Raw genomic sequence first — 19815 nt, forward strand, 5'->3', positions numbered from 1 at the left:
CGTGCACTTATTCAGAGGGTGCGGTATTCGTCGTGTCCTGGTCGCGGGCGGCAAGGTAGTCGGTCCAGTCGCGTCTGGCGATGTTGGCCCATCGAACTGCGGTGTTGATGTGGAGGCCGAGGAGATCGGCCAGAATCGGGGGCGGAACATCCTCCAGGAGCGCGATGAGGGCCGCGTTGCGGGCCGGCCGAGCGTCGATCCCGTGGTCGAGGAGCTTGCGGCTGAACCCAGACGGGGCGGCTGGGCGCCCTGGTAGCAGGCCGGGGAAGAGCCAACGCTGCCCGGGGCCGTCGGTCTTGATCCTGGCTTGTCGGCTCTGGCCTTCAGCGAGTTGGCTCAACAGCCTGGCCAGCTTGGGCGGGATCAGCAACGCAGGTGAGCCGACGTTGAGGTGCATCTGACCGTCATGCTCGTGCAGGTGCCCGGTGTGGATATGCCGGATGCGTGAGGTCGGAAGCCCGAAAAGCAGCACCAAAGCGCCGGCGGCCCGGACGTCCAGCGGCAGTGTGGCGTCGTTCAGCAAGAGGCTGAGCTGGTGCCAGCGCTCATCCTCGTCCAAGATCCGCGTTGGATCCTGGCGAGGGATGGACGGGATGGTCATCTCCGGCAGGAGGTCGCGTTTGGCGGCCCAGCTTAGGAAGTAGCGGATGGAGTAGTTGCGCGTGCTGCCGTCCGCGAGCCACTGGTTGAGGCGGTCTTGGGTGAGGTCCCCGAGCGCGAGTCGGTGCTCGTCGAGCCAGGTCAGCAGTTCCAGGGCGACGCGGACCCGGGTGCGGACGTAGGTGCCCGCCATGGCGGGTCGTCCCCGGTGGGCGGCTCGGCGGCGGGCCCGTTTGAGCAGGAACCAGTGGACGAACGGTCGGATCAGGGCGGCGTGCTGGGTAGGCCGGTCGGCCAGGAGTTGATCCAGCCAGGCGGGGATCCGGTCGAGGTCTTCGTGGCGTTCGGGCAGCACGCCGGTGTGAACCAGAGTCTGCCGGACGTAGTGCTCGTAGCGGCTGGGCGGGAGTTCGTCTAAAAGGTCGTGACTAAGCGGCTTTCCGCTTGCGGCAAGTTCGCCCAGTAGGTGTGCGTTCGGGCTTCGCCGCAGCCAGCACAGGACACCGCGGGGGTCGTTTGCGGCGGCCAGCGCGTCCTGCAGCGGACGGAGTTGGCAGGAGACCTGGCCATCGGGTCCAGCGAGGTGTTCTTCGAGGCGGAGCAAGAGCACGCAGCGGGGGCAGCGGCCATCAGCGTAGAGGCGTCCGCCCTTGCCGCAGGCCAGGCAGGTGTAGATGCCGGGCATGCCGGCGCATGGGCCGCAGATGTTGTGACCGCTGTCGTCCCTTGCGATCAGAGGTTGCTGCTCGTGGCAGAGGTGGCACTCATCGGAGTGGTCGAGGATGCGGACATAGCAGGCGCCACAGACCGGTCCGCGGGGCCAGTGGGCGTGCACGGGGCGAACCTGGCTGCAAGCAGAGCACACACTGGTGGGCCGGGGCCGACAGGTGCGGCAGACGAGCCGCCCTTGAGAGTTCTTGGTGCAGGGGCGGACCTGCCCACAAGTTGAGCACGGGGTTGCGGCCGGGGTCGCGCAGTTCCAGCAGAGGTCAGGGCTGTTGGTAGTGGCTCGGCGGACAATCTGCTGGTGCCTGCCGCAGTTCCCGCAGGTCCGGCGAGGCTGGGCAAGGTGGCGGTAGCAGGTCGGGCAGAGCGCCCCGGCCGAGCCGAGGGAATGGGCGCGGCCGACGCGACCGCAGGCGGTGCAGGTATGCGCGGGCGGAGTCCAGCAGGCTTCACAGAGCGGCTTGCCATCCGAGCGCCGGGTGGCGGGCATCCGCGAACGTCCGCAGCCCGCGCAGTCCTCGGTGACCTGCGGATCCTTGCGGTAGCAGGAATAGCAGATGCCACCTTCGTCGCGCCGAGCGGAAATCCTGGCGGTGCGACCGCAGCGCCCGCACGGCTTCTTGTTCAGGGAGCTTCGTGCGGCGCATGCCTGGCAGATCCGGCCGCCCGGGCCGCTGCGGGGCAGCGTGATGCCGGTGCGTCGACATTCCGAGCAACCGGGCGAGGTGACACCGGTGTGTCCGGCGGCGAGCAGGGCCTGCGCGAGGCGCACGATCACGGCCGGGCAACGTGGATCGCCGGAGGTGAGCGCGTCCGGATGCGCGGCCAAGTGCTCGTCGAGCTCCCGCTGGGCGACGCCGCGTTCGGCCCGCGCCTGCAGCAGTGCGTCCGACGCGGCCTCCGCGTCCAGGTCAGGCAGGCGGGTGGTGAGCGCATTGATGATCCGGACGCGTCGTTCGTGGCGTTCTGCGACTCTGCGCTCGTCGCGGGTGCGGCTCACTGGCCCGGTCGACGGATCGTGGTCCGCCGAACCTGCGGCGCAGGACGGTCCGTGTCTCCGACAGCCTTGCTGACCTGGGCATTGACCGTCTCGACTTCGATCAAGTCGTTCGGGGTGCATTGAAGGATGTCGCAGAGCGCAGCGAGGGTGTCCATCGACAGCCGCTGCGGGGGCTGGGTGACCAACCGGAAGACCTGCTCGCGGGAGAGATGGACGCCTCGTTCGGCGAGTAGCGGGACCATGTCCGTCGTCTGGAACATGTCGCGGTCGGCCATGAGCTTGCGCAGGTTCCAGGTGATCCCCATTTTCTTGATCATTGACTCTCCCAGAGGTCAGGGTGGCGGTCCTTCAGGGCGCGCTGGATCACCCGGTTGCGGTACTCGTCGGACACACCGGTGTAGATCGCGGTCGTGCTGGCGTAGCTGTGGCCGACCTGCATGGACACGAACTTCTCGGGATAGTCGAACTCCACGAGGTGCGTGATGTACGAATGCCGCAGACAGTGCAGATCCAGTTCGGGCGGTAGGCCAGCGGCGTCTCTGGCCGTGGTGAAAGCCATGTTGACGCCGCGCAGGGACATGCGGCTGGAGCGTTCGGTGACAAACAGTGCGGCGAGCTTGCCAGGTGAGAAGGCGGGGCGGACCTCGGTGCACCAGTGGTCGAGCACGTCAACGATCCAGTCGAACTCCTTGACCGTGAACACCGTGCGGCGCTTGGGCGGACTGCCGTTGGAGGCCTTGCCGTAGCGGACGTAGAGGCCGCCGTGTTTGCCGTACTGCGGTCTTTTCGGAGCCCGCCGAAGGTCGGCGAGGTCGAGCATCCGCGCCTCGTTGCGCCGCAGCCCGTAGGCGTAGACCGTCTTGAGCAGGGCGGAGTCGCGCATCGCGGTCAACGCGCCTTTGCGGCCCCGAGTCTGGGCCTCCTCAACTCGGCTGTCGGCGGCGTCGAACAGGGCTTGGACCTCGTCGTAGGTCAACGGGCGGCGATCAGGCTGGCCCTCGTATTCGGCCACGTGGGCGACACGATTGTCCTCGTGGAAGATCTGCTGCGGGGTCTGTCCGAACCGCTCCAGGCACTCCGCCGCCCATCCGTAGCGGCGGTCGGTGATGAAGTCCATAAACAGAGCGAGGGTGGTCTCGTAGCCCCGCCCTGTCGACAGAACGACCGGCTTCTTGCGGTTCGGGGACCGCAGGTGAGCTATGAACGCCTCACCATCGGCAGGTTGCCACTGCCACGGGTACTGGTTCGTGAAGTCAGCCAAACGCCGCACCAGCGACATCCGCGGTTTGATCGTCGCCTCCTCGTTGAGGAAACGAGTGCGTTGCTGGCGTGCCCAGCCCAGCAGCATCGCCTCGAACACCGCGCTTGAAGGGTCGAGGTGGACCACTCCATCGACGAGTTCCAAGCCGGCGGACCCGGCCAAGCGGCTGACATGACCCTCACGAGCTTCCGTTGTATTCACCGCAACATTGTTGTGGTTGATGTGATCAAAAGACAAGGACACGGCAAGCTCTGAGTATGCGGAGCAGCCGTCGGAGACGGCGTTCAGCGGGGCGGCTGCCCGGGTGTAGGCCCCGAGCAGCCGCGTGCTACTTCTTCTTCGGGCGGACCGGCGTCTGCGCCAGCGCGCTGGCTGCGGCAGCCTTCTCCGCCTTGGTCGCATTCGGGTTCGCCAGCGTCTTGCCGGCGGCCGAAGCGGCCTTCGCGCCGGTCTGGCCGGTGCTCTTGGGAGCCTGCGACAGTGCGCTGGCCGCAGCGGACTTCTCCGCCTTGGTCGCATTCGCGCTGGTCAGGGCCTTAGCAGCGGCTGAAGCAGCCTTTGCGCCGGTCTGACGAGGATTCTTTGGAATGATCAACACCCCCCTCCGGGTCTAATTTGCATCGCGACCCGAAAGCTGATGTCATGCGTGATCTGACCCAGCGCATTGACATCAGTTCAGTGCCGCACCGAACGCCTGGCCCCTACAAGGCCAGGCGTTCGCCGTTCAGCCGCCAACTATCAGCGGCTGAGACGAACCTGGGCAATCCTCCGGTTCCGGCTGCGAAGCCAAAGGACAACCACGTTTAACCAGGCCGAGCCATCCCCCACAACGGACATTCAGCACGTTGTATCCGATGCAACTCGGCCCATTTGACGGCGTTGAGCCAGGTGATGCCGCGCTTGAACCCGAAGTACTTCGGCGATGGCGCCGCGCTGATGGTCCGCACGGGGACGACGAACACGACCGGACCTTAGCCAGACCCAGGGACCGTCCAACGAGGTTTCGCCGAACCCCAACGAACGAGCGGATCATGCACTGAACGGCCCTCCACTCGGGAAGCTGCGATGAGACCCCGAGTAGCTCTGCGTAGTGTTCCGATTTCGCCAAGTTGCGATCACGTCACAGGCCCAAAGCCCTCAACTACACGGCTTTGGCCTTTAGGCGAGTGGCTCCGTGGCATCCGGCCACGGAGCCTCCGCAAAAACCTGTTGGCGGACCACGGCGACCACTGCTAGTTTTCCGGAGGCCGTGCGAGAGACCGAGGAGGTGGTACCCGTGAACGTATCGACATGGGTGCTCCCCTCCGGGGTCACGGTCGGGCGATAGGTCGTCCGGGAGTGCCGTTCAAGAGCACTCCCGAAAGGCACGACTGTGCGATTCACTTCTGAACAGCGCCTCGACGACGGTGTCCTCGAGCGCGAATTCACCCTCGGCGAGATCCCCGGCATCCTGTGGACGCCCGCATCCGCATCCGCATCCGCATCGGCGCCGCTGATCCTGGTCGGCCACCCCGGCGGACTGCACAAGATGTACCCCCGACTGGTGGCCCGGGCTCGGCACTCCGCGGCGGAGGGCTTCGCCGCGGCCACCATCGAGCTCCCAGGGGGCGGTGACCGGCCCCGTTTCGCCGCCGCAGAGGAGGCCCGCGCCGACCTGCACCGGGCGCTGGAGGCCGGCGAGCCGGTCGACGACGAGGTCGTCGACCGGCTCGTCCTCCCGCTGGTCGAAAAGGCGGTCCCGGAATGGCGGGCCGCCCTGGACGCCCTCCTTTCGCTGCCCGAGATCGGCGGCCCGGTCGGGTACGCGGGAGGGGTGATCGCCATCGGCCTCCGGCTGGCGGTGGTCGAGCCACGCATCTCGGCCGCCCTTCTGTTCGCCGGGAGTTTCGTACCCCGCACCATGTTCGAGGAGGCCCGGCAGGTCACCATTCCGCTGCAGGTCCTGCTGCAGTGGGACGACGAAGGGAACGACCGGCAGCTGGCCCTGGACCTATTCGACGCCTTCGGCTCCAAGGAGAAGACGCTGCACGCCAATATGGGCGGGCACACCGGCGTCCCGCAGTTCGAGGGGGACGACGGGAACCGGTTCTTCGCCCGGCACCTGAAGTGAGGCCGGGCCGTCAGGCCGGCAGCAGACGATAGGAGCTGTCGGCCAGGATGCCGCTCATCGAGGACAGGTCCCGGCCCTCCTCGATGGCGGTGGCCAGCAGATGCACAACCGCCCCGACCGTGGCGGTACCGGCCATCGGCGGTACCGGCCGGTCGGGGCGGTGCTCTGCCACCAGCGCCTCCACTGTTCCCCAAGGCCGCTGCTGTACGAGAGGACCGAGGGAGACTGCGAGTACGTCTTCGGCGACTCCCTCGCCTCGCTGACCGACAGCCACAGGCCCTCCGCGGCGGCGGCGAACAGCTCGCCGTTCACCATGCCCAGGCCGACCCCGCCGCAGGGCCCGTCGGCGAGGGTGACCCAGTCGTGCTCGGGGTCGCGGTAGACGAGCCGGTCGTCGGAGGTGAGACCGTACAGGCCGATCGGGTGGACGCCGGTGGCCTCCCTGGGGGTGGCCAGGGCGACCAGCGCGGGGGCGGTGCCCGCGGGACGCCAGCGCAGGTTCTGGCCCGAGACCTCGCGAGTGAGCAGCGAGCCGTCCCGGGTGGCGCCGTACAGCAGGGAGCCGAACACGGTCAGCGCACGGATCTCGTCCGCGCCGCCGATGGTCTCCCAGCCGCCCGCGCGCGCCGACAGCCGGTCCAGCACGTTGCGGGTGATCCGGTCCACGATCGGGTCGTGCAGGGTGTTTCCCCAGTTCACGGTGGAGGCGGTGAACACCGTCCCGGCGCCGAGGCTGAAGACGCCCATGGTGGCCATGCCGCCCTGGCCGTACCGATGCCAGTGCCGCAGGTCCGCGGTGGCCAGGATGACGAAGGACGGCGGGGTGCCGTCGCGCCCGGTGGCCACCGGCACCCCGTCCTCCTCGACGAAGTCGCAGGCGTCCGTCTCGTAGCCGATGGCGCCCTTGCCGAACGTGTCGCCCTCGCCCAGCTTGGTGCCCTCGAACACCCAGTGCTCGGGGAAGCGGACGGTGGAGGACTCCTCGTGCATGAGCCGCATGTACGGTCCCCAGGTCCCGGCGCCGCGCCGGAAGCTGACCCCGGTCAGGCCGTTCTCCGGACGGTTCACCGGCGCGCTCGACCACTCGACCGGGGTGAGGGCGGGGTCCACGGCGGCCATCGGGTCGGCGATCGCGTCGCGGTAGCAGACCATGGTGCGCCCGTCGTCCTCCAGCCGGAACTGCCACCAGCAGGTGTTGCCGGAGAAGACGGCCAGGTTGCCACCCCGGCGGACGAACTCCTCGACGCTGTCGCGCATCCCCGCCGACCAGTACTCGTCATGTCCGCTGACCATCAGCAGCCGGTAGCCGGCCAGTAGCTCGCGTCCGGCGTGCAGGTCCAGGGCCGAGCAGTAGTCGACGTCGTACCCGGCGGGGCCCAGCCAGCGGATCATGCCCTCCTCCCAGCGCTCGGGCGGCGGCCCGCCGCCTGGCCGGTCGAAGGAGACGCGCGAGGCCCGGGTGGCCTGCTCGGTCCAGTAATCGGGTGAGCAGCCCATACGGTGTTCCTCCCGCCGGCCCGGAGGGGTACCCGTACACGGCGGCCTCCGACTCCGTCGGCGGGGAGAGTTTCGAGGAGATCCTGCGCGTCACCAAGGGATCTCGGTGGCGGCCCCCTGATCGGACGGCGTGCTTCCGGGTCTCCAGCCATCCGGCCACGCGAGGAGAGGCGACCGGCTTCCGAGTCGCCCGTACGGAGGTTGAGTAGAGATGGCCGAGTTCGATCCCGTCGCGGCCTACTACGACCGCCACTGGGCTCCGCAGTTCGTCTCGGTCGCGCTCGATCCGCTGCTGGCCCTGATGGTGCCGGCCGTTCCGCCAGGGGCCAGGGTTCTCGACCTGTGCTGCGGTACCGGCCGGATCGCCGCCGCGCTGACCGGACGAGGGTTCACCGTGGACGCGATCGACATCTCCGGCGCCATGGTCGAACTGGCGACGCGCAACGCCCCGTCGGCCCGGGTCTGGCGGGCCGACGTGCTCGCCATGGGGCCCGTCGACGACTACGACGTGGTCCTGTCGACGTACAACAGCGTCAACCACCTCGGCGGGACGCCGAACCTGCGACGGTTCTGCGTGGAGGCGCGGCGGGTACTACGGCCGGGTGGCCTCCTCGTCTTCGACGTCAACACGCCGGCCGCGGCGGCCGTCAACTGGAGGGGGACGTTCGCCGAGACGTCCGACGACGACGTCTGCGTGGTCAGGGCACACCTTGACGCGGCTACCGGAGCGGCGGTGAGCGACATCACCCTGTTCAGTCGTGACGGGGATTCGTGGACACGTGTCGACGCGAGGCTGCACATGGTCTGTTTTCCCGCCGAGCAGATCGACGACGCCCTACGGAGAGCGGGCTTCGCCGAGTGGGAGTGTTTCGACGGCGGCGCCGACCTGGGAGTCCAGGCGCTGGCCGGACATGTCTTCTACCGGGCGAAGGCGTGACGGGTTCTTTCGGGGCCGGCTCCGTTCGCGGGTCCGGTACGCGGGTCCGGTACGCGGGTCCGGTACGCGGGCTGGTCAGGGCCCGCGAAACCTCAGAGGAGAAAAGCAGTGCCCAGAGACTTCTATGCCACCGTCGCCCAGATACTTCCGGTGTTGCTGCTGGCGTTCATCTGGGATTCGCGCTTCCTCCACAACCTCAGGAACCAGCGCCGGAGACCTCGCCGTGAGGACCCGGTGAACGGCGTGTATTTCTGGACCAAGCAGCGCGTCCGCGTCTACTCACTGGTCATCGCCGTGATGATCATCACCGATCTCGCCCTCTGCGCGCTCGTGCTCGCCAACCTCCTGCCAGACGGTGTCGCAATGCGTGTGGTGGTGCTCGTGGGACTGCTCCTGTCACTCGCCACGCTGCTCAACCGGGTCTGGATGGACATCCTGCACGCCACCCGAGAGGTCGAGATCGCCTCCGCGGCCAGTACGCCGGCACCGGAGCCGGATGCTTCCACCGCCCGCGACTTCACCGCCCGCGACTCCACCGCCCGCGACTCCACCGCCCGCGACTTCACCGCCCGCGACTCCACCGCCCGGCCGTGAGTCCGTGAACCTGCGGGGTCATGAGGCGATCACCACAGCGGTGCGGGCAGTTCCTGGTGCGACGTTCCTCATCGGAAGTACAGATCCACCACGGTCCTGGCATCAGGAAGGCAGGCCCGACAATCTCGGTTTCCCCGCAGCGCGTTCGCGACCTCCGCTGAGGACTCGAAGATCCTGGAACGGAGTAGAGATCCGGCCCCCCGACCGGATCGGGGAACGCGCCCACACCGTCATTGGGAACGGAGCATTAGGCGCGCAGGCGCAGCCCCCGGGGGGTTGGGTGGAAGCCCGCGGATTCCAGGGCGGCGGCCAGAGGGGAGTCGTTGATGGCGGTGCCGTCCGCGCGCTCGACGGTCAGCTTGCCGAGGGCGCCGTCACGCACGGCGAGCGCGAGGGCGTCGACGGCAGGCCGGAGGCGGTCGTCGCCGGAGAAGGACAGCAGGGTCTTACCGCCGCGCTCGACGTAGAGGATCAGATGCCCGTCGACGAGCACGACCAGGGACCCGGCCTTCCTGCCCGGCTTGTGGGACACCTCGCCAGGATGGGCGGGCCACGGCAGGGCCGCCCCGTACGGGTTGGCCGGGTCGGTCGCCGCCAGCACCACCGCTCGCCGGGCGCTTTCCCCCGCCCTCTCAGGTCTCCGGGTGCTCCACGGGTCGGACACCGGTGCCGTGTTCGGCGGTGAGGTGAGCGAGACGGACATGGCGCGCATCCGGTCGACGGCACCGGGAAGGGCGAACTGGGCGCCGCCCAGCCCCTCCACGAAGTAGCCCCTGCGGCACCGGCCACTCTCCTCGAAGGCGCGAAGCACCTGGTAGACCGCGGCGAACCCGCCCGGCAGCCGCTCGGCGGTCACCGCGCCCCTGGTCACCACGCCGTGCCGCTCCAGCAGCACCTCGGCCTGGGCGTGGGCGCGCTGGGTGGCGTCCTCGGCGAGGGCGGGCAGCGTCCACCAGCGCCCGCCCACCGTGGGCGGGCCGCTCCGGCTCGGCAGCACCGCCCGCCGCCGCCGGGTCGGGGCCGGGCGGTGCGCGGGGCGTCCCGTCCCGAGCGTGGCCCGCAACGGCGCCAGCGTGTCACCGGTGATCCGGCCCGACCACACCAGATCCCACACGGCGGACGACAGGGTACGGTCGTCCGGGACCGAACCGGCCGGCAGAACGCCGGCCCGGCTCGCCAGCTCGCGGAAGAAGAGCGCGCCCCCACCGCTCAGCACCTCCAGCACCGCCCCGTGCACCGGGGTCAGCGTGATGTCGGCGGGAGCGGGCATCAGCAGCGGCGCGGTGTCGGCGAAGTAGAGCGACACCCAGCCGTCGCCACCGGGCAGGGACCCCTGCCCCGCCCAGATCACCTCGCCGGAGGCCGTCAGCTCGTCCAGCAGCGACGGGTCGTATCCGGGCACCCGCGAGGGCAGGATCAGCGTCTCCAGCGCCGACGCGGGCACCGCCGAGCCCTGTAACTGCTCGATCGCGCTCACCAGCGCGTCGATCGGCGGCCTGCCCCGCAGCGGGGAGTCGGTGATGCCGTGCCAGGCGGGGGCGAAGACGGCCACAGTCTCCGCGGAGACCGGTTCCACCTCCTTACGGAGCCTGGCCAGGGACCTGCGGCGCAGCATCCGCAGCACCTCGGCGTCGCACCACTCCTCGCCCCGGCCACCCGGTCTGAACTCCCCGCTCACCACCCGCCCCGAGGAGGCCAGGCGGCGCAACGCGTCGGTGACGACCGCGGCGCCGAGGCCGAACCTGGCCGCGGCCGTGTTCGCGGGGAAGGGGGTGCGCGTGCGGGCGTGCCTGGCGATCAGGTCGCCCAGCGGATCGTCCACCGGTTCCAGGAACGCGTGCGGCACCCCTGCGGGCAACGGCACGCCGAGAGCGTCGCGTAGCCGGGCGGCGTCCTCGATCGCCGCCCACCGCTCCTGCCCGGCCACCCGAACCCTGATCGCCCGCCGGGAGTCCTCCAGCGCGGCCAGCCAGGCCGGGTCACCCCCGCGCACGCTCACGTCCTCGGACACCAGGGGACCGTGCGAGCGGAGCAGGTCGGCCAGATCCTCGGCGTCGCGCAGCGGCCGGTCCAGCCGGGCCAGCCCCCGCTCGGTGTCGGCGATCACGTCGGGGTCGAGCAGTTCGCGCAGGTCGGCCTGGCCCAGCAACTCGGCCAGCAGGCTCGTGTCGAGCGCGAGCGCCTGAGCGCGGCGCTCGGCCAGCGGGGCGTCCCCCTCGTACATGAACGCCCCGATGTAGTTGAACAGCAGCGACGCCGCGAACGGCGACGCCTTCTCGGTCTCGACCTCCACCAGCCGGACCCGCCGCGCCTCGATGTCGCGCATCAGCCGGACCAGCCCCGGAACGTCGAACACGTCCTGAAGGCACTCGCGCATCGTCTCCAGCACCACGGGGAACGACTCGTAGCGGCCGGCCACGTTCAGCAGGTGCGACGCACGCTGCCGCTGCTGCCAGAGCGGTGACCGCCTGCCCGGCACGCGGCGCGGCAGCAGCAGGGACCGCCCCGCGCACTCGCGGAACCGCGCCGCGAACAGCGCCGAGCCGCCGAGCTCCTCGGTGACGATCCGCTCGATCTCGTCCGCGTCGAAGGCGGCGACGTCGGACGGGGGCTCCGAGAGCGTGTCGGGGATGCGCAGCACGATCCCGTCATCGGCGTGCACGGCCTGCACATCGACGCCGTAGCGCTCTCGCAGCCGCCGCCCGATCGCCAGTGCCCACGGCGCGTGCACCCGTGCTCCGTACGGGGAGTGCACCACCACCCGCCAGTCGCCCAGCTCGTCGTGGAACCGCTCGACCAGCAACGTCCGGTCGTCCGGCACGTAACCGGTCGCCTGCCGTTGCTCGGCCAGGTAGGCGAGCAGGTTGGCCGCGGCGAACCCGTCAAGCCCCGCCGACCTGATCCTCTCCAGGGCTCCGTCCCGTGCCGCGTTTCCCGTTCCCGGGCTTCCCGTTCCGGCCTGTGCCCTTCCCGCCTTCGTGTCCCCCGGCCTCGCACTTTCCGTACCACCGCCTCCCGCCTGGGCGTCCGCACCCGCCGCGGACATCTCGCGGAGGAACGCGCCGATGGCCTTCCCCAGCTCCGCCGGACGCCCCGCGGTGTCGCCGTGCCAGAACGGGAGCTTCCCCGGCTGCCCGGGCGCGGGAGTGACCAGCACCCGGTCAGCCGTGATCTCCTCGATCCGCCAGGAGGTCGCGCCCAGCACGAACACGTCCCCGGCCCGCGACTCGTAGACCATCTCCTCGTCCAGCTCGCCCACCCGGGAGGACTTCTCGCCGACCAGGAACACACCGAACAACCCCCGGTCGGGAATCGTGCCGCCGTTGGTGACCGCCAGCCGCTGGGCTCCGGGACGACCCCGCAGGGTGCCGGCCACCCGATCCCAGACGACGCGCGGTCGCAGCTCGGCGAACTCCTCGCTCGGGTAGCGCCCGGCGAGCATGTCGAGCGTCGCCTCCAGCGCGCTTCTGGGCAGCGTCCGGTAGGGGGCGGCTCGCCGCACGACCTCCTCCAGCTCGTCGACGGTCCACTCGTCCAGCGCGGTCATCGCCACGATCTGCTGGGCGAGGACATCGAGAGGATTGCGCGGATAGCGCAGCTCCTCGATCTCCCCGCTCCGCATCCGCTCGGCCACCACGGCCGTCTGGACCAGGTCCCCCCGGTATTTGGGGAAGATCACGCCGCGTGAGACGGCTCCCACCTGGTGCCCGGCCCGGCCGATCCGCTGCAGGCCGCTCGCCACGCTCGGCGGCGCTCCCACACAGGCCACCAGGTCCACCGCGCCCATGTCGATGCCGAGCTCCAGGCTGGAGGTCGCGACCACGGCGGGCAACCGTCCGGACTTGAGCGCCTCCTCGATCTGGGAGCGCTCCTCCTTCGACACCGACCCATGGTGGGCCCGTACGATCTCCGGGACGACCCCCTTGGCCGAGCCGGCCTGCGCCATCATGGCCGCCGGGGTGGACAGGGAGGCAGGGGGCTTGGGGAAGCCCTCGGCCCAGTGCACCGGGCCCGCCTCCGTGTCGCCTCCGGCCCGCTCCGCCTCGGCTGCACCCCGCTCCCACGCCAGCTCGTTGAGACGGGTGCACAGCCGTTCGGCCAGCCGCCGCGAGTTGGCGAACACGATCGTGGAACCGTGATTCCCGATCAGGTCGAACAGCCGCTCCTCCACATGCGGCCAGATCGACCGCTTGGCCGGAGTCTCGGTCGGCCACAGGTCTTCGCCGGGGGTGGGGGAGGTGGGGGGCGTGTCGAGCTCCGTCATGTCCTCGATCGGGACGACCACCTCGACCTCGATCTCCTTCCCCGAGGGCGGCTGGACCACGGTCGCCGGACAGGGGCCGCCCAGGAAGGCGGCGACCTCGCTCACCGGCCGCACGGTCGCCGACAGGCCGACGCGCTGCGCGGGCCGGGGCAGGAGAGCGTCGAGCCGCTCCAGGCTGAGGGCCAGGTGCGCGCCGCGCTTGGTGGCCGCCACCGCGTGCACCTCGTCGACGATGACCGTCTCCACACCGCGCAGTGCCTCCCGGGCCTGGCCGGTGAGCAGCAGGAACAGCGACTCGGGGGTAGTGATCAGGATGTCGGACGGCCTGGTCGCGAACCGGCGTCGCTCCTCGGGGGAGGTGTCGCCGGAGCGGATCGCCACCGAGATCTCCGGCACCGGGAGGCCGAGCCTTCTCGCGGTCTGCTTCAGCCCGGCCAGCGGTGCCCGGAGGTTGCGCTCGATGTCGACCGCCAGAGCCTTGAGCGGCGACACGTAAAGGACCCGGCACAGCCTCGGCGGTTCGTCGCCCCCTTGCGAACGCCTGCGCCTCCCACCGGCACCCGTACCGTTCGTCACGCCCGCGACGGTGGCGCCCGCCGGGGCGTCCGCGATCGCGGTGGTGCCCGCCGGAGATCCGGTGTCTCCGGCGGAGGGGGAAGATCTGGCGCCTCCGGCACTCGCGGGGAAGCCGGCGTCTTCGCCGGACGTGGGAGAGGCGGCATCCCGGAGAGACCCGCTGTCTCCGGGGGGTTCGGTGGCCGGGTGCCCGGCCGCCAGCCGGTCGAGCGACCACAGGAAGGCGGCCAGCGTCTTGCCGGAGCCGGTGGGGGCGACCACCAGGGTGTTGTCACCCCGGGCGATCGCCGCCCACGCCCCCTCCTGCGCCGCGGTCGGTGCGGCGAACGCCCCGGTGAACCAGTCCCTGGTCATCCGGGTGAAGTGCCCCAGCGCCCCGTCCGCGCCTGCCGTCTCGCTCATCGCGTGCCCCCTGCCTCCCGGCTCGGCCGACCAACCGGGCCACCGTCCATACTGCACGGCGGCACCGACAGAACCCGTCGCCGCCTGCCACGGGCCAGAGGCGGAGAGAGGCCGGAGGCCGGTTCATCACCTGCGGATACGTGATCCACCGGTCTCACGGCCGGATCGCGCGCTCTCCACACCGGAGGGGTTCGACGAGGCTCTGCCACCATGACCTGCCCCGAGGCGGGTCGCTCTCCGTCGTCAGCCGAACACCGGAGGATGCCTCGGAGTTCGGGCGGGGAAAGATGTGGAGGGCATGCTTTGGCGAACATACGACTTATGAGCGGTGAGCGAACGGTGAGCATCGACTATCAGGCCATCGAGGCGAAACGCGAGCGGATCAGAGCGGAACACCTGAGGGAGGGCCGTCCGCCGAGCAGCGCGAGGGGGCTGCACCACTTCGCACTGATCTCCTCCGACGTCGAGGCGACGATCAGGTTCTACCAGGACCTTCTGGAGTTCCCCCTCACGGAGATCTTCGAGAACCGCGACTACCGGGGGTCGAACCACTTCTTCTTCGACATCGGCAACGGCAACCTCCTTGCCTTCTTCGACTTCCCAGGTCTGGACCTCGGCCCCTACCGGGAGGTCCTCGGCGGGCTCCACCACGTCGCCATCTCCGTGGCCCCCTCCACCTGGGAGCATCTGCGGGGCAAGCTGGCGGCGGCGGGTGTGCCGCACCAGGTGGAGAGCGGTACCTCCATCTACTTCGCCGACCCGGATGGGGCGCGCGTGGAACTGCTCGCCGACCCCCTCGGCGAGATGTACGGCTCCCGGGTGCTCTGACGTGCGCCACCCCTCTGACGTGCGCCACCCCTCTGGGGAGCGCCACCCTTCTGGGGAGCGTCCCCTTCTGGGGAGCGTCCCCTTCTGGGGAGCGTCCCCTTCTGGGGGGGCGTACTCCCGCCCGGCGCGCGTACCCGGCCGCTGACGGCCCCCCGCCCCCGCCCCCCCGCCCGACAGCCCGTCTCTCTTCCACCGGGACCGGGTGATCGGGACCGGGTGATCGGGACGGGGCCGACTCGCGGCCCGGCGGTGTGCTCAGTGGTGTGCCCGGCGGTGTGCCCGGCGGTGTTCCGGGCGTGGGCCGCGGCACGCCGGTGTGGTCCCATACTTGGGGCATGCGCCTGTCGGATTTCTGGAAGCGGATGAAGTTGCACTTCGGCGACCAGTACGCCGAGTCGTGGGCCCATGACTACGTCATCGCCGACCTCGGCGGCCGGACCGTGATCCAGGCGCTGGCCGAGGGGGTCGGGGCGAAGGAGGTCTGGCACGCCGTGTGCGGGGTGACCGACGTCTCTCCCAGGCTCCGCTGAGGGTGACCCGGGGGCGGTCAGGAGGGCTCCACAGGCGGAGCGAGAAGCCTCTCCACCGAGTCGGCCGCGTGCACGGGGTCGTCGGTGCTCTCCTCGCCGTCCGGTGACCACAGAAACAGCCAGCCGTCCTTGACCGGGGTGGCGAAGACGATGGTCTGCCGGCCGCTGTCCGGATGCCATACCCACAGCACCGGAGTGGTGCCTCCGAGGGTGCGGCTGACCAGCCCTCGTCGTTGCAGTTCGGCGGCCAGGGAGTCGAGATGGGCTAGGCGTTGCTGCGTGAACGTGTTGGGCACGTCGGACACCTCGGGTCGTTTCCCCTCAGGATCACCCCAGGTCAGCCTGGTTGCAACAGGCTCAGGGCAATTATCGGAAATGTCGCCTCCCGGATGGGGTGGCGCTCCTCGCGGCCACGGCCCCTTCATCTGTACCCGGCCACGCGGGAGAGTTCCGCGGCGGATCACGGTTCCTGGAACGCGTGGCGCCAACAGGCCACGATCGAACAGTCGTTCGGCTATATTGAACGGGCCGTCACTCCTGGCGTGCCCTCCCGAAATTGTCGGCGGCACCCCGTAGCTTTCTGGCAACCGATCCAACCCGCGACCCTCCAGGGGGGCTCCCATGGCAGCTAACGACCGCGAGAAGGCGCTCGAGACCGCGCTCGCTCAGATCGAGCGGCAGTTCGGCAAGGGCTCCATCATGCGCCTGGGCGACGAGACCCGGGCGCCCATCGAGGTGATCCCCACCGGCTCCATCGCGCTCGACGTGGCCCTCGGCATCGGGGGCTTCCCGCGTGGCCGCATCGTCGAGGTCTACGGTCCCGAGTCCTCGGGCAAGACCACGGTCGCCCTGCACGCGGTGGCCAACGCCCAGCGCGGTGGCGGCATCGCCGCGTTCATCGACGCCGAGCACGCGCTCGACCCGGAGTACGCCCAGAAGCTGGGCGTCGACACCGACGCGCTGCTCGTCTCCCAGCCCGACACCGGCGAGCAGGCGCTGGAGATCGCCGACATGCTGATCCGGTCCGGCGCCGTCGACCTGCTGGTCATCGACTCGGTCGCGGCCCTGGTGCCCAAGGCCGAGATCGAGGGTGAGATGGGCGACAGCCACGTCGGCCTCCAGGCACGCCTGATGTCCCAGGCGCTGCGCAAGGTCGCGGGCGCGCTCAACAACACCGGCACCACCGCGATCTTCATCAACCAGCTCCGTGAGAAGATCGGCGTCATGTTCGGCTCGCCCGAGACCACGACCGGTGGAAAGGCGCTGAAGTTCTACGCCTCGGTGCGTCTCGACATCCGCCGCATCGAGACGCTGAAGGACGGCACCGAGGCGGTCGGCAACCGCACCCGGGTGAAGGTCGTCAAGAACAAGATGGCCCCGCCCTTCCGGGTGGCCGACTTCGACATCCTCTACGGCGTCGGCATCTCCCGCGAGGGCGGCCTGATCGACATGGGCGTGGAGCACGGCTTCGTCCGCAAGTCCGGAGCCTGGTACACCTACGAGGGGGACCAACTCGGCCAGGGCAAGGAGAACGCGCGAAACTTCCTCAAGAACCACCCGGACATGGCGAACGAGATCGAGAAGAAGATCAAGGAGAAGCTCGGCGTCGGCCCGCGCGTCGACAGCCCGGCCACTCCGCCGCCCGCCGCTCCTGCGACCGCGGCGTCCGGCCGTGCTTCCGGCTCGGCTCCGGCAGCCGCCGCGTCCGGTCGCGGTTCCAAGGCGGCCACCCCCAAGCCGGGTGACGCCTGATTCGGGCTGACCGCTGATGATGGGAGCCGATCTCGGTCCGGCGGGCGAACTCGGGCCGAGAGACTGGGGCGCCTGGCCCGACGAGCCTCGGACCGACTCGCCGGGCAGGAGTGGGCGCGGGCGAGGTGATGGTGCCCCCGCTCCCGAGGGGGGACTTCAGGGGGAGGGCGCAGGCTCCGTCGGTGGCGAGCCGCGAAGCCGGAAGGGACGTGGCTCCCGGCGTGGTGAGCGGCGGTCCGGGGGTGATTCCCCGGGTGCCTTTCCTGAGGGCCTCCTTCCTGACGGACCGGCCGAGGGCTCTCCCGCGAGCCGGGGAGCCGGGGCCGATCCGCAGGCGGTGGCGCGGGCGATCTGCCTGCGGTTGTTGACGATGGCACCGCGCACCCGAGCCCAGCTCGCGGAGGCGCTGCGCAAGCGTGAGGTGCCCCAGGAGGCGGCGGACGCCGTGCTGGAGCGCTTCTCCGAGGTCGGGCTCATCGACGATGAGGCGTTCGCCGCGGCATGGGTGAGCTCCCGCCATGCCGGGCGGGGGCTTGCCAGAAAGGCCCTTGCCTCCGAGCTCCGGCACCGGGGGGTGGATGAGGAGACCGTGAAGGACGCGGTGGAGCAGCTCGACCCCGAGCAGGAGGCGGAGACCGCCCGTCGCCTTGTGCGGCGCAAGCTCTCCTCGACTCGCGGCCTGGACCCTGCGGTCAGGACTCGTAGGCTGGCCGGCCTGCTCGCCCGGAAGGGGTACGGTCCTGGCCTGGCGTTTCGCGTGATCCGCGAAGTGCTGGAGGATGATGAGGTAGAAACAACGTCATTCCTGGAAGATTCGGGTTATCCCCTCGACTAGTTCAAGTGGTCTGACACTAGGTCTTTGCTTGCTCGTTACCTCTCTGACGCTTAATCTCAACGGCAGTGAGGAGTTACTCCGCGCAGTGCGGATTGTCATAGCGGTGTAGTACGGACAAGCAGGCTTGGCGGATTAGGGCGGGACAACGGGCCGGCGGGAAAAGCCGGTAAGTGATCCCTCTGGGTTCACTTCTGTCCCGACAGCGCCGTCTCTTGAGCTTTCCGTGCCGTGCGTGTGACCCCTCGTGTGCCTGATATTTGCGACGCGAGGAAGGTGGGGCGCGCATGGATCCGGTCGTGGTCGTCATGTTGGCAGTGGCGGTTGTGGCTCTCGCCTTGATGACAGCCGTGCTGGTCGTGTTGCTGCGTCGCATCGGGGGAGCCGGGCCGAAGGGCCTCACCCCGGAGCAGGAGGCCGAGGTTTCGGCTCAGCTGGAGGAGGCCAGGCGTGAGGCCGCCGGTATCCGGGCGAAGGCCCAGGACGACGCCGGAGAGCTTCTGCGCAAATCGGAGGCGGCGGTCGAGGCGGCGACCGAGATGCGCAAGGAGGCCGAGGCCGAGGGCAAGGTGCTGAAATACGAGCTCAAGGAGCTCCGGGCAGACCTCGAACGCAGGGAGAACCGGCTGGCCGAGCGGGAGCAGCGCCTCGACGATGAGGCCAGGCGCCAGGCCGACCGGGCACGCAAGCTCGCCGAGACGGAGACCGAGCTGGCCGACCGACGCGAGGATCTCGAACGGGTGGCCGAGGAGCGCAAGGCCATCCTGGAACGGGTGTCCGGGCTCACCGGCGACCAGGCCAGAACCGAGCTGGTCCGGGAGATCGAGAACCAGGCCAAGCGCGAGGCCGCGCTGATCGTCAGGGAGATCGAGGGCGAGGCCCGCAAGGAGGGCGAGAAGCGCGCCACCAAGATCGTCACATTGGCGGTTCAGCGGGTGGCCACCGAGCAGACCGCCGAGTCCGTCGTGAGCGTCCTGCACCTGCCGGGTGACGAGATGAAGGGGCGCATCATCGGCCGCGAAGGTCGTAACATTCGTGCCTTCGAGTCGACCACCGGAGTCAACCTGATCATCGACGACACGCCGGAAGCCGTGTTGCTGTCGTGCTTCGACCCGGTCCGCCGCGAGACCGCGCGGCTGACTCTGGAGAAACTCGTCCTCGACGGCCGCATCCATCCGCAGCGCATCGAGGAGGCCCACGAGCGCAGCAAGGCCGAGGTCCAGGAGCTGTGCGTGCGGGCGGGTGAGGACGCCCTGGTGGAGCTCGCCATCACCGACATGCACCCTGAGCTGGTCACCCTCCTCGGCCAGCTCCGCTACCGCACCTCCTACGGCCAGAACGTGCTCGGGCACCTCATCGAGTCCGCCCACATCGCCGGCATCATGGCGGCCGAGCTGCGGCTCGACACGACGTTGCTCAAGCGCTGCACGCTCCTGCACGACATCGGCAAGGCCCTCACCCACGAGGTCGAGGGAAGCCACGCGCTCATCGGCGCCGAGATCGCCAGACGGTACGGCGAGCACGAGGACGTCGTCCACGCCATCGAGGCCCACCACAACGAGGTCGAGGTCAAGACCGTCGAAGCCGTCCTCACCCAGGCCGCCGACGCGATCAGCGGCGGACGCCCGGGCGCCCGCCGAGAGTCACTGGAGGCCTACGTCAAGCGCCTGGAGCGCCTGGAGGAGATCGCCACCTCCTACGAGGGGGTCGAGAAGGTCTTCGCCATGCAGGCGGGCCGTGAGATCAGGGTCATGGTCAAGCCGGGAGCGGTCGACGACATCCAGGCTCAGGTGATCGCCCGCGATGTCGCCAAGCAGGTCGAGGAGGAGCTCACCTACCCCGGTCAGATCCGCATCACGGTCGTCCGTGAGTCCCGGGCCACCGAGTTCGCCCGCTGACCGGCCCG

Annotated in this window: 15 protein-coding genes; 8 read left to right on the forward strand and 7 right to left on the reverse strand. The window is 69.8% G+C overall.

Translation table 11 applies throughout. The features are described from left to right. Positions 1-7: 7 nt before the first annotated feature. The 4 genes from OG884_RS26230 to OG884_RS26245 all read right to left on the reverse strand — a co-directional run bounded on the left by OG884_RS26230 (position 8) and on the right by OG884_RS26245 (position 4185). The gene (locus OG884_RS26230; protein ID WP_326637182.1) at positions 8-2326 is read right to left on the reverse strand and encodes a hypothetical protein; all 2319 of its coding nucleotides are present in this window, start codon (positions 2324-2326) and stop codon (positions 8-10) included. Beyond that, the gene (locus tag OG884_RS26235) at positions 2323-2643 is read right to left on the reverse strand and encodes a helix-turn-helix domain-containing protein (protein ID WP_326637185.1); all 321 of its coding nucleotides are present in this window, start codon (positions 2641-2643) and stop codon (positions 2323-2325) included. The genes OG884_RS26230 and OG884_RS26235 overlap by 4 nt, the downstream gene beginning before the upstream one ends. Further along, entirely contained in the window at positions 2640-3731 is a 1092-nt protein-coding gene (locus OG884_RS26240; protein WP_326637187.1) for a tyrosine-type recombinase/integrase, read from the reverse strand. Before OG884_RS26240 ends, OG884_RS26235 begins: the two co-directional genes overlap by 4 nt. Before the next feature lie 184 nt (positions 3732-3915). Next, positions 3916-4185 (reverse strand): hypothetical protein, encoded by a 270-nt coding sequence (locus OG884_RS26245; RefSeq protein WP_326637189.1) that lies wholly within the window; start codon positions 4183-4185, stop codon positions 3916-3918. A 774-nt stretch (positions 4186-4959) separates the two neighbouring features. On the opposite strand from OG884_RS26245, the gene OG884_RS26250 reads away from it, so the two are divergent. After that, entirely contained in the window at positions 4960-5697 is a 738-nt protein-coding gene (locus OG884_RS26250) for an alpha/beta hydrolase (RefSeq protein WP_326637191.1), read from the forward strand. 54 nt (positions 5698-5751) lie between these two features. On the opposite strand, the gene OG884_RS26255 is transcribed toward OG884_RS26250, so the two are convergent. Next, positions 5752-7194: a N,N-dimethylformamidase beta subunit family domain-containing protein gene (locus OG884_RS26255; protein ID WP_326637192.1), complete on the reverse strand. Its 1443-nt coding sequence runs from the start codon at positions 7192-7194 to the stop codon at positions 5752-5754. A 211-nt stretch (positions 7195-7405) separates the two neighbouring features. On the opposite strand from OG884_RS26255, the gene OG884_RS26260 reads away from it, so the two are divergent. After that, complete coding sequence (locus OG884_RS26260; RefSeq protein WP_326637193.1) at positions 7406-8131, forward strand: class I SAM-dependent methyltransferase; 726 nt, start codon at positions 7406-7408, stop codon at positions 8129-8131. Between the two features lie 108 nt (positions 8132-8239). Further along, complete coding sequence (locus OG884_RS26265; RefSeq protein WP_326637195.1) at positions 8240-8725, forward strand: hypothetical protein; 486 nt, start codon at positions 8240-8242, stop codon at positions 8723-8725. A gap of 247 nt (positions 8726-8972) precedes the next feature. Here the strand turns inward: OG884_RS26265 and OG884_RS26270 are convergent, their stop codons facing one another. After that, entirely contained in the window at positions 8973-13967 is a 4995-nt protein-coding gene (locus OG884_RS26270) for an ATP-dependent helicase (RefSeq protein WP_326637198.1), read from the reverse strand. Between the two features lie 321 nt (positions 13968-14288). On the opposite strand from OG884_RS26270, the gene OG884_RS26275 reads away from it, so the two are divergent. Both OG884_RS26275 and OG884_RS26280 read left to right on the forward strand, forming a co-directional pair. Then, the gene (locus OG884_RS26275) at positions 14289-14795 is read left to right on the forward strand and encodes a VOC family protein (protein WP_326637199.1); all 507 of its coding nucleotides are present in this window, start codon (positions 14289-14291) and stop codon (positions 14793-14795) included. A 335-nt stretch (positions 14796-15130) separates the two neighbouring features. After that, positions 15131-15325: a DUF3046 domain-containing protein gene (locus OG884_RS26280; RefSeq protein WP_030904097.1), complete on the forward strand. Its 195-nt coding sequence runs from the start codon at positions 15131-15133 to the stop codon at positions 15323-15325. Between the two features lie 17 nt (positions 15326-15342). Here OG884_RS26280 and OG884_RS26285 read toward each other — a convergent pair whose 3' ends face one another. Next, positions 15343-15621 carry a hypothetical protein gene (locus OG884_RS26285; RefSeq protein WP_326637201.1) on the reverse strand — a complete coding sequence of 93 codons (279 nt, stop codon included), beginning with the start codon at positions 15619-15621 and terminating at the stop codon, positions 15343-15345. Positions 15622-15946: 325 nt separating this feature from the next. Here OG884_RS26285 and recA point away from each other — a divergent pair, with 325 nt between their 5' ends. From recA to rny, 3 genes are all read left to right on the forward strand, one after another. After that, on the forward strand, positions 15947-17077 hold the full coding sequence (gene recA, locus OG884_RS26290; protein WP_326637202.1) for a recombinase RecA: 1131 nt from the start codon (positions 15947-15949) through the stop codon (positions 17075-17077). 19 nt (positions 17078-17096) lie between these two features. Beyond that, positions 17097-17912, forward strand: coding sequence for a recombination regulator RecX (recX, locus tag OG884_RS26295; RefSeq protein ID WP_326646998.1), 816 nt, complete (start codon positions 17097-17099; stop codon positions 17910-17912). Between the two features lie 284 nt (positions 17913-18196). Next, on the forward strand, positions 18197-19807 hold the full coding sequence (gene rny, locus OG884_RS26300; protein WP_326637204.1) for a ribonuclease Y: 1611 nt from the start codon (positions 18197-18199) through the stop codon (positions 19805-19807). Positions 19808-19815 lie beyond the last annotated feature (8 nt).

The organism is Streptosporangium sp. NBC_01755, assembly GCF_035917995.1.
Classification (GTDB): Bacteria; Actinomycetota; Actinomycetes; order Streptosporangiales; family Streptosporangiaceae; genus Streptosporangium.

Excerpts from the sequence above, each read along its gene's own strand:
- OG884_RS26270 (WP_326637198.1), bottom strand. The coding sequence starts at position 13,967 with ATGAGCGAGACGGCAGGCGCGGACGGGGCGCTGGGGCACTTCACCCGG.
- rny (WP_326637204.1), top strand. The coding sequence starts at position 18,197 with ATGGATCCGGTCGTGGTCGTCATGTTGGCAGTGGCGGTTGTGGCTCTC.
- OG884_RS26280 (WP_030904097.1), top strand. The coding sequence starts at position 15,131 with ATGCGCCTGTCGGATTTCTGGAAGCGGATGAAGTTGCACTTCGGCGAC.
- recX (WP_326646998.1), top strand. The coding sequence starts at position 17,097 with ATGGGAGCCGATCTCGGTCCGGCGGGCGAACTCGGGCCGAGAGACTGG.
- recA (WP_326637202.1), top strand. The coding sequence starts at position 15,947 with ATGGCAGCTAACGACCGCGAGAAGGCGCTCGAGACCGCGCTCGCTCAG.
- OG884_RS26235 (WP_326637185.1), bottom strand. The coding sequence starts at position 2,643 with ATGATCAAGAAAATGGGGATCACCTGGAACCTGCGCAAGCTCATGGCC.
- OG884_RS26260 (WP_326637193.1), top strand. The coding sequence starts at position 7,406 with ATGGCCGAGTTCGATCCCGTCGCGGCCTACTACGACCGCCACTGGGCT.
- OG884_RS26255 (WP_326637192.1), bottom strand. The coding sequence starts at position 7,194 with ATGGGCTGCTCACCCGATTACTGGACCGAGCAGGCCACCCGGGCCTCG.
- OG884_RS26275 (WP_326637199.1), top strand. The coding sequence starts at position 14,289 with ATGAGCGGTGAGCGAACGGTGAGCATCGACTATCAGGCCATCGAGGCG.